This is a genomic window from Lentzea rhizosphaerae, from assembly GCF_042649515.1.
GTDB classification, from domain to species: Bacteria; Actinomycetota; Actinomycetes; order Mycobacteriales; family Pseudonocardiaceae; genus Lentzea; species Lentzea aerocolonigenes.
Genome location: NZ_JBHRZI010000050.1, coordinates 1 through 9,074, shown reverse-complemented (window position 1 = coordinate 9,074; position 9,074 = coordinate 1). Strand labels below are relative to the sequence as shown.

The window sequence follows — 9,074 nt, the reverse complement described above, 5'->3', positions numbered from 1 at the left end:
GTAGTCCTCCATGAACGAGGTGCCGCGGCCCGTGCCGACGCCCATCGCCTTCACGGCGGCGAGCAGTGCGGAGGTCTTCCAGTCGCCTTCGCCGCCGAAGCCGTAGCCGTCGGCCATGAGCCGCTGCACCGCGAGGCCCGGGAGCTGGCGCAGTCCGCCGAGGTCCTGGAAGTTCGTGGTGAACGCGCCGAACCCGCCCTCGTCCAGGAAGGACCGCAAGCCGATCTCGATGCGCGCGGCATACCGCAGCGAGTCGTGCCGGTCTCCCCCGCGGCCGAGTTCCGGAGCGAGCCGATAGGTCTCGGCGTAGTCGGCCACGAGCAGGTCGATGTCCGCGTCAGCGACGGCGTCGACCTTCTCTACGAGGTCGTTGACGCCGTAGGTGTTGACCGAGACACCGAACCGGAGCTCGGCTTCGACCTTGTCGCCTTCGGTCACCGCGACATCGCGCATGTTGTCGCCGAACCGGGCCAGCTTCAACGACCGCAGGTGCGCCACACCGGCAGCGGCGCGGGCCCAGCCGTCGATGCGCTCGGCCAGGTGCGGGTCGCTCGCGTGACCCGCCACCGTCTTGCGGGCCACGCCGATCCGCGTCTGGATGTACGCGAACTCCCGGTCGCCGTGCGCGGCCTGGTTGAGGTTCATGAAGTCCATGTCGATCGTGGACCACGGCAGCGCCTCATTCAACTGCGTGTGCAAGTGCAGCAACGGTTTGCGCAGCAGGTCCAGTCCCGTGATCCACATCTTCGCCGGGGAGAACGTGTGCATCCACGCGATCACACCGACGCACGACGGGTCGTTGTTCGCCTCCTGCATGATCCCGCGGATCGCGGCCGCGTCGGTCAGCACCGGCTTCCACACGATCTCGGTGCTGATCCGGCCGGACTCGCTGAGCATCCGCTGGATCTGCTGAGACTGCGCGGCCACCTGGTCGAGCGTCTCGGGGCCGTACAGGTGCTGGCTGCCCGTCAGGAACCAGACCTGGGGCTTGCCCGCGAACGACATCTTCTCTCCTCGTGGGCTCACTGCCCGTAGACGTTCTGGTAACGCTGGTAGAGCCGGTCGACGTGGTGCTGTTCGATCGGTTCGGCCTTGCCGAGCTGGAGTGCGAAGTGGACGGTGCGTGCCACGTCCTCCAGCATCACCGCGGACTTCACCGCCGAACGCGCGCTCGGACCGACCGTGAACGGACCGTGGTTGCGCATCAGCACCGCCCGGGACCTGCTGCCGCGCAGGGTTTCCACGATGCCGCGGCCGATCGAGTCGTCGCCGATCAACGCGAACGGGCCGACCGGGATCTCACCGCCGAACTCGTCCGCGATCATCGTCAGCACACAGGGAATCGGCTCGCCGCGTGCCGCCCACGCCGTGGCGTAAGGGGAATGCGTGTGCACCACCCCGTTCACCTCAGGCATGTGCCGATAAACGTAGGCGTGCGCGGCGGTGTCCGACGACGGCGCGAACTCGCCCTCGACGAGCTTGCCGTGCAGGTCGGTCACGACCATCGCGTCCGGCCCCAGCTGGTCGTAGGACACACCGGACGGCTTGATCACCATCAGCTCGTGGCCGGGCACGCGTGCGGAGACGTTGCCCGCGGTCCAGATCACCAGTTCGTACTTGGTCAGCTCGCGGTGCAGATCGGCGACCGTGCGGCGCAGCTCCGAGGTCACCGACATCAGTTCTTCCCTTCCAGTGCGTCACGGCGGAACTTGCGCAGCCGGCGCATCACGTCGTTGACACCGCGGCCGAAGTAGTCGTGCAGCTCGAGGTAGTCGAGGAACAGCCGTTCGTAGGCCTCGACGTTCTCCGGAATCGGTGTGAAGACGTGACGCTGCACCGACCCCATGTGCCCGGCGGCCTCGCGGATGTCCTCGAACGCCCCCGCGGCCACCGCCGCGTGCATCGCCGAACCCAGCGCGGGCCCCTGGGCGGACCCGATGATCGAGAGCGGCAGGTTCACGACGTCGGCGTAGATCTGCATCAGCAACCGGTTCTTGACCAGACCACCGGCGATCACCAGTTCGGTGACCGGCACGCCGGCGTCGGTGAAGGTGTCGATGATGACCCGCGTGCCGAACGCCGTGGCCTCGAGGAGCGCCCGGTAGATGTCTTCGGCCTTCGTGGCCAGCGTCTGCCCGACGACCACACCGGACAGCTCGTGGTCGACGAGCACGGACCTGTTGCCGCTGTGCCAGTCCAGCGCGACCAGCCCGTGCTCACCAACCCGTTGCGTGGCAGCGAGTTCGGTGAGGAGTTCGTGCACCGTGATGCCGCGCTCGTCCGCCTGCTCGTGGTAGGCAGGCGGAACCTGGTTCTTCACGAACCACGCGAAGATGTCACCGACACCGCTCTGCCCGGCCTCGTAACCCCACAACCCCGGCACAATGCCGCCGTCGACGACGCCGCACATGCCCGGAACCTCGCGCAGCACATCACCGCTCATCACGTGACACGTCGACGTGCCCATGATCGCGACCATCTGCCCCGGCTCCACAGCCTGCGCCGCCGGAGCAGTCACGTGCGCGTCGACGTTGCCGACCGCGACCGCGATCCCCTCGGGCAACCCGGTCCACTCGGCGGCTTCAGCGGTCAGGGTTCCGGCCTTGTCGCCCAGCGCGGACAACGGGTGGTCCAGCTTGTCCGCCACGAACGTCGCGAACGCGGGGTTGAGCTCGGCGAGGAACTCCTCGCTCGGGTACGCACCGTCCTGGTGAATCCCCTTGTACCCGGCGGTGCAGGCGTTGCGCGTGTACCGGCCGGTGAGCTGCCAGATGATCCAGTCCGCCGCCTCGACCCAGTGCTCCATCGCCGCGTAGACCTCAGGCGCCTCCTCCAGCACCTGCAAGCCCTTGGCGAACTCCCACTCCGACGAGATCAGCCCGCCGTAACGCGGAAGCCACGACTCCTTGCGGTCGTGCGCCAGGTCGTTGATCCGGTCGGCCTGCCCCTGCGCGGCGTGGTGACGCCACAGCTTCACGTAGGCGTGCGGGTTCTCCGCGAACTCCGGCAGGTCGCACAACGGCGTCCCGTCGGCGGTCACTGGAACCATCGTGCAGGCGGTGAAGTCGGTGCCGATCCCGATGACGAGCTCCGGCGCGACACCGGCGTCCGCCACGGCCTGCGGGACGGCGGTCCGCAGGACGTCGAGGTAGTCGCTCGGGACCTGGAGCGCCCACTCCGGCGGCAGGGCGCGGCCCGTCGCGGGCAGCACTCCGTCCACCACGCCGTGGCTGTAGTCGTGCACCGCGGTGCCGAGCTCGGCACCGTCACGGACGCGCACCACCACCGCACGGCCGGACAACGTGCCGAAGTCGACGCCCACCACACAGGCGTCGGGATGGATCGTCTTGTCAGTCACGGCGCTGAGTGTTATCGCTAACATTCGGCGCGTCAAGTACGGGCGGAGAAGTCGTGAAAGCCTTGATGAGGGCGGGTGGGCCAAGAGAGTGAACGTATGACAAGACGTCCCGGCCAGAGCAGGATCGACCGTGAACGCGAGTCGTGGTCATCGCTCACTCCGTCGTCCATGAACGGCGCATTTGTGCACCTGAGGTCGACAAATGCGCCGTTCATGCCAGGGACTTGGCCCCGCGTGGTGGATGAAGGAACCCTTCATCGACCACGCGCAGCTCACCCAGCGATCACGCCGGCGGCGCCACGCTGTCCCGCGCCACCAGGACGGGTTTGATGGTCCGCCGCGGCTGCGCGGACTCGCCCTCGCTCACCTGCTCCAGCAACAACCCCAGCGTCTCCCGCGCCACCGCCGCGAAGTCCGGGCGGACGGTCGTGAGCGGCGGGATGAAGTACGCGGCTTCCGGCACGTCGTCGAAGCCGACCACGCTCACGTCGTGCGGCACCCGCCTGTCGCGTTCGTGCATCGCCCGCAGCACGCCGAGGGCGAGGTGGTCGTTCGAGCAGAACACCGCCGTGACCTCGGGCATCCTCGCCAGCATCTGCCCGGCCTTGTAGCCGGAGGCCGCGCTCCAGTCGGCGGCCATCACCGGCGGCACCTCCTTGCCGGCCGCCTCCAGCGCACGGCGCCAGCCCTGCACGCGACCGGCCGCGTCGAACCAGTCGGTCGGACCGGAGACGTGCCACACCGTGTCGTGCCCGGCGTTCAGGAGGTGCTCGGTGGCGTCGTAGGCCCCCGACGCCTGGTCGACCGTCACCAGCGGTGTCGACCGGTCGGGGTCACCGTCCACAGTCACCAGGGGCAGGCCGGCGGGGACGTCGGCGAGCGCGTCGGCGGCGGACGAGTTCGGTGCGATCACGACGATGCCCGCCACGCGCTGGTCGCGGTGGCGTTCGACGGCGGCCGCTATCGAGTCGCGGTCGAGGACCTTGACGCGGCCCACGCTCACGCCGAACCCGGCCTCGCCCGCCGCCTCCTCGAAGGCGGACAGCAGCGAGGCCGGGCCGTACAGCGTCGAGTTCTGCGCCACCACGCCGATCAGGTAGGTCTTGCCGGTGACCAGGGCACGAGCTGCCCTGTTCGGACGGTAGCCCAGCTCCTTGATGGCGGCGCGAACCCGCAGCCGGGTCTGCTCCCGAACGTTCGGATGGTCGTTGAGCACGCGCGAAACCGTCTGGTGGGACACCCCTGCCAGGCGGGCGACGTCGGTCATCGCGGGGTCACGCGTGGTCTTCTGGTCCACGAACGGTCTCCGATCCTTGGTCTAGACCTAGAGTGTTAGCGATAACACCCGTCAGCCTCGGTTCAGCAGACCCATTGTGACTCCTACTCGAGCCGGAACGTCGCACGTCGGCGCGCGTCGCGGTCGTTTCCGGGTCTGCCGACCACCAGTCTGCCCCGATCGTGAATGAGATAAGAATCTGCTCCAACATTCAACGAAATCGCCTTGCCGTCGGCGAGCCCTCGAACCCGGGTGAAGCTGGTCGCCCTGCCGTACGCGTCCGAGTCCTCGAACGGGTCGATGCGGACCCCGTTCGCGTCGGCCCGCACGTACCGGTCGGGGAAGTTCACCGACTGCAGGGCGACCGTCCCCGTACCGAGAAGCCCTGGTACGAACCGGAACTGCGAGTCGGCCAGCTCGCGGACGTTGCCGTCCACCCGCAGCTGGTACTCGTAGTGCCGCACGTGCAGTCCGTCCAACGTGGCCAGCCGCGAGATCGGGCCGCCCTTGCCGACCGGGACGCCGAAGCTCGGTGTGCCGTCGGCGTTCCAGTGCAGGCGCTGCACGCGGGTGTGCCGGTTCGGGTCGAACAGCGGGTCGCCGTTGATGTCGCGGTAGTCGCGCGCGTGGTAGACCAGCACGTCCATGTCGCCCACGGTCGTGAACGAGTTGTGCCCAGGCCCGTACTGCGAGCTCGGCGCGTTGGTCGCGAACACCGGGTTCGGCGACTTGGTCCACGACCGCGCATCGAGCAGGTTCGCGTTCTCGTCGGCGGTCAGCAGGCCCATGCAGTACCGGGCGTCGGTGGCGCTCGCGGAGAACGTCACGAACACCCGGCCGTTGCGGATGAGCACCGCCGGGCCCTCGTTCACCCGGAAGCCCTGCACCTCCCAGGACGCCGTCGGCGTGGCGATCCGCACCGGCGTGGTCTTCAACGCGAGCGGCGAGGCCATCTCGGCGATGTAGAGGTTGGTGCCGGAGCCGACGGCAGGGTCGTTCTGCGCCCACAGGAAGTAGCGCTTGCCGCGGTGCGCGAACGTCGTCGCGTCCAGGGTGAACGTGTCCAGGTGCGTCACGATCTGGCCCCGCAGCACCCAGCCGTCCGCGCGCGGGTCGGCGTTCGGGGACTCCAGCACGTAGGTGCGGATGCGGAACGGTTCGTCCTTGTCACCGGCGGCGAAGTAGACGTACCACTTGCCGTCGATGCGGTGCAGCTCCGGCGCCCAGATGTAGCCGCCCATCCTGCCGGACGTCGGACGGCGCCAGATCGTGCGTTCCCGCGCCGAACTCAGGCCGTCCAGGGTGGACGCGCCGCGGATGACAATCCGGTCGTACTCCGGCACGGACCCGGTCAGGTAGTACATGCCGTCGGTCGGCGGCGTGATGAACGGGTCGGCGCGCTGCTCGACGAGCGGGCTGCGGGTGGGCAGCTCGGCCGGTGCGTCCGGCGCGGCCACGACAGGGGCGGAGGCCGCGAGCGACACCGTGCCGGTGGCGGCGAGAACACCACCGGTGCCCAGCAGCAGAGTTCTGCGGTCGATCACTTGCGGCTCCTGTCCTTGACGCGGAAGACCGTGATGGAGTTCGGCGGGAACGTGTAGCTGAAGGAGCTGCGCACGCTCACCTGGGACGTGCGCGGCTTGATGGGCTGGACGAACTCGGTGTTGATGTCGTCCGGACGTCCCTGCAGGGTGGTGACCCGCGCGGTGGACGCCACCGGGACACCGAGGTCGATCTTGGTGCGGGCGGCGTTGTCCTGGGCGTTGACGACCTTGACGATCAGCTCACCGGTGGCGCGATCGCGGGTGACGACCTGGCGGAACGGCTCGGCCAGCTTGTCGTCGGTGAACTCGCCCCACTTCTGCCCGTCGAGGAACAGCGCGACGTGGCGTCCCTTCACCTCGACCCGCACGTCGTAGGTGCGGCCGGTCTCGATGCTGGTGTTGTTGCTCATCAGCGTGCTCTTGCCACCACCGACGGCCTTCTCCACCGCGGACTGGGTGTTGTTCCAGCCCCCGAGGTTCCACCAGTAGTAGTTGCCGGTGTCCTGCACGCCGAACGCGACGAGGAAGCCCTCGCGGCCGGACTGCTTGGTGGCCTTGAGGTTCAGGGTGTAGTCGTGCCAGTTCTTGTCGCCGGCGGTCACGAGCGTGTTCTCGGCGGCGGCGTCGGACTGGACGTACGCGCCGTTCACGACGTTCCAGGTGCCCTTGCCGGTCTTCGTCCACTGCGCGTCGGTGCCGGAGAAGTCGTCGTTGAACAGCTGCTGGCCGGACGTGCTGGTGACGCGCACGTCGTCGTAGCTCGCGGCGGTCGCCCACGTCGAGAGGCCGATCGCACCGGTGATCGGGGCCTGGGTGGACGGCGTGGCCGACGCCGTGCTGGGCACGACCTCGTCACCGACGTTGTTCATGAACAGCTTCTGCGTCTCGTAGCTGGCCGATCCCCACGACGCGTGGTTGTTGAACCAGATCATGTCCGGCTTCCACTGCACGTAGTCCTCGTTGGACAGCAACGGCGCGTAGGAGGCGAGCTTCACGACGTCGGCGTTGCGTTCGAGGCCGGTCATGAACGCGGCTTCGCTCAGCGCGTTGAAGAACTTGTTGTCCTGAGAGGCGTACTCGCCGAGGAACACCTTCGGACCGTTGCGGTCGTAGGAGTCGTAGCGGTTGTTGTTCTCCAGGAACCAGCTCGGGCTGTTGTAGTAATGCTCGTCGACCATCTTCACGCCGGCCTGCTTGTTGAGCTGCCACAGGCGGTCGAACGTGCCGCCGGTGTCGTCGGGGCCGGAGTTGCTGACGACGGTGATGTCCGGGTACTTGGCGTTGATGGCCTTGCGGAACTCGGTGAAGCGGGCGAAGAACTCGTCGGGCAGGTTCTCCTCGTTGCCGACCGCGAGGTGCGTGAGCTTGAACGGCTTGGGGTGCCCCATCTCGGCGCGCTTGCGGCCCCACGCCGAGTCGGCGGGACCGTTGGCGAACTCGATGAGGTCGAGCGTGTCCTGGATGTGCCGTTGCAGCAGCGCGGGGTCGTCGGTGGCGCGGTTCTGGCCGCAGCCGGTGACGAGCGCGGGCACGACGGGCAGCGGCATGGCGCCGACGTCCTCGGAGAACTGGAAGTACTCGTAGTAGCCGAGGCCGTAGGACTGGTTGTAACCCCAGAAGTTCCAGTTCGTGGCACGCTGCTCGACTGGGCCGATCGTGTCCTTCCACTGGTACGAACGGCGGCGCTCGTAGTTCGGCGCGTCGTAGCCGTAGTGGCTGCCGGTGTTGACCAGGCAGCCGCCGGGGAACCGGACGAAGCCGGGCTTGAGCGCGGCGATCTTCTCGGCCAGGTCGCGGCGCAGGCCGTGGCCTTTGAAGGTGTCCTGCGGCATCAGCGAGATCATGTCCAGGCGCAGGGTGCCGCCGCCGTCACCGGTGACCAGCAGCCGGCCGGTCGTCGTGGACTTCTTCGCGCGGACCGTGCCGCTGTAGCGGGTCCAGCCGTCGCCTTTGACCTGCACCTTCACCGGGTCGCCCAGCGCGTTGCCCGCCGGGTCGGTGATCGTGGCGGTCAGCGGCGTCGCGGCCTGGTCTGTGCGCGCCCAGACGGAGAAGTCGTAGCGCTGTCCCTCCTGGACGGCGATTCCGGAGTTGTAGCCCGAGTTGATGACGCCAGCGGGCAGGCCGAGCTCGAGGTAACGGCGGTTGCGCTCGTTCATCCGGCCGCTGTCGTCGATCACGTCTACGGTGCCGCTGTGCGGTGCCCATCCGGTCAGCGGTGTGTAGCTCGCGTTGTCGGCCTTGTCGTACTCGAACGAGCGGTTCTGGACGAGCTCGGCGTACAGGCCACCGTCAGCGGCCCGGTTGATGTCCTCGAAGAAGACGCCGTACATGGTGTCGTCGATCGACGCGCCCTTCTTCGTGGCGTCGACCTTGAGCGTGTAGTCGGTGTCGACCGCCGCGCCCGATCCGGGGACGGCGGCCAGCAGGGAGGCCGCGAGTGCGGCGGACAGCAGAACGTGCCTGGGGGACATGGAGTAGAGCTCCCGGCGTTCGTAAGTGTCTTCGCAGGAAAAGTGAGCGCTAACATACGACCGCAATGGAATCAGGTCAACGGTTGCAACTCGTTATGGCCGAATGCTTGACGCGCCGGATGTGAGCGTTCACTCTTGCCACCTGACAGCCGCGGGCACGTGGCCGGGCTCCGCGACACCGTAGTCACCTCGGAGGAATTCCTGTGCTGAAGAAGATCACGACAGCCGCCAGCGTGATCGCGCTGTGCGCTCTGACCGCGTGCGGTTCTGGTTCTGGTGGTACCGGTACCGGTAACGGGTCGTCGGGTGGCGACACGATCACGATGGGCTTCGCCCAGGTGGGTGCCGAGAGCGGCTGGCGCACCGCCAACACCAAGTCGATCCAGGACGAGGCCAAGGCCGCGGGGATCGACCTGAAGTTC

General features: G+C 67.9%; 6 protein-coding genes and 1 pseudogene. 1 reads left to right on the top strand and 6 read right to left on the bottom strand.

The features are described from left to right. The 6 genes from ACFOWZ_RS43360 to ACFOWZ_RS43335 all read right to left on the bottom strand — a co-directional run. Nucleotides 1–1,005: L-arabinose isomerase family protein (locus tag ACFOWZ_RS43360; RefSeq protein ID WP_382379822.1), on the bottom strand; the 1,005-nt coding region annotated here is incomplete at its 3' end. 17 nt (nt 1,006–1,022) lie between these two features. Beyond that, a complete protein-coding gene (locus ACFOWZ_RS43355) occupies nt 1,023–1,676 on the bottom strand; it encodes an L-ribulose-5-phosphate 4-epimerase (RefSeq protein ID WP_382379821.1) in 654 nt (217 codons plus the stop codon). Then, a complete protein-coding gene (gene araB, locus ACFOWZ_RS43350) occupies nt 1,676–3,358 on the bottom strand; it encodes a ribulokinase (RefSeq protein WP_382379820.1) in 1,683 nt (560 codons plus the stop codon). Before araB ends, ACFOWZ_RS43355 begins: the two co-directional genes overlap by 1 nt. 283 nt (nt 3,359–3,641) lie before the next feature. Beyond that, complete coding sequence (locus tag ACFOWZ_RS43345) at nt 3,642–4,655, bottom strand: LacI family DNA-binding transcriptional regulator (protein WP_382379819.1); 1,014 nt, start codon at nt 4,653–4,655, stop codon at nt 3,642–3,644. A gap of 83 nt (nt 4,656–4,738) precedes the next feature. Further along, a complete protein-coding gene (locus ACFOWZ_RS43340; protein ID WP_382379818.1) occupies nt 4,739–6,178 on the bottom strand; it encodes a family 43 glycosylhydrolase in 1,440 nt (479 codons plus the stop codon). After that, nucleotides 6,175–8,652, bottom strand: coding sequence for an alpha-L-arabinofuranosidase C-terminal domain-containing protein (locus ACFOWZ_RS43335; RefSeq protein WP_382379817.1), 2,478 nt, complete (start codon nt 8,650–8,652; stop codon nt 6,175–6,177). Before ACFOWZ_RS43335 ends, ACFOWZ_RS43340 begins: the two co-directional genes overlap by 4 nt. Nucleotides 8,653–8,855: 203 nt before the next feature. Here ACFOWZ_RS43335 and ACFOWZ_RS43330 point away from each other — a divergent pair. Continuing rightward, nucleotides 8,856–9,074 (top strand): annotated as a pseudogene (locus ACFOWZ_RS43330) (LacI family transcriptional regulator); the annotation flags it as partial.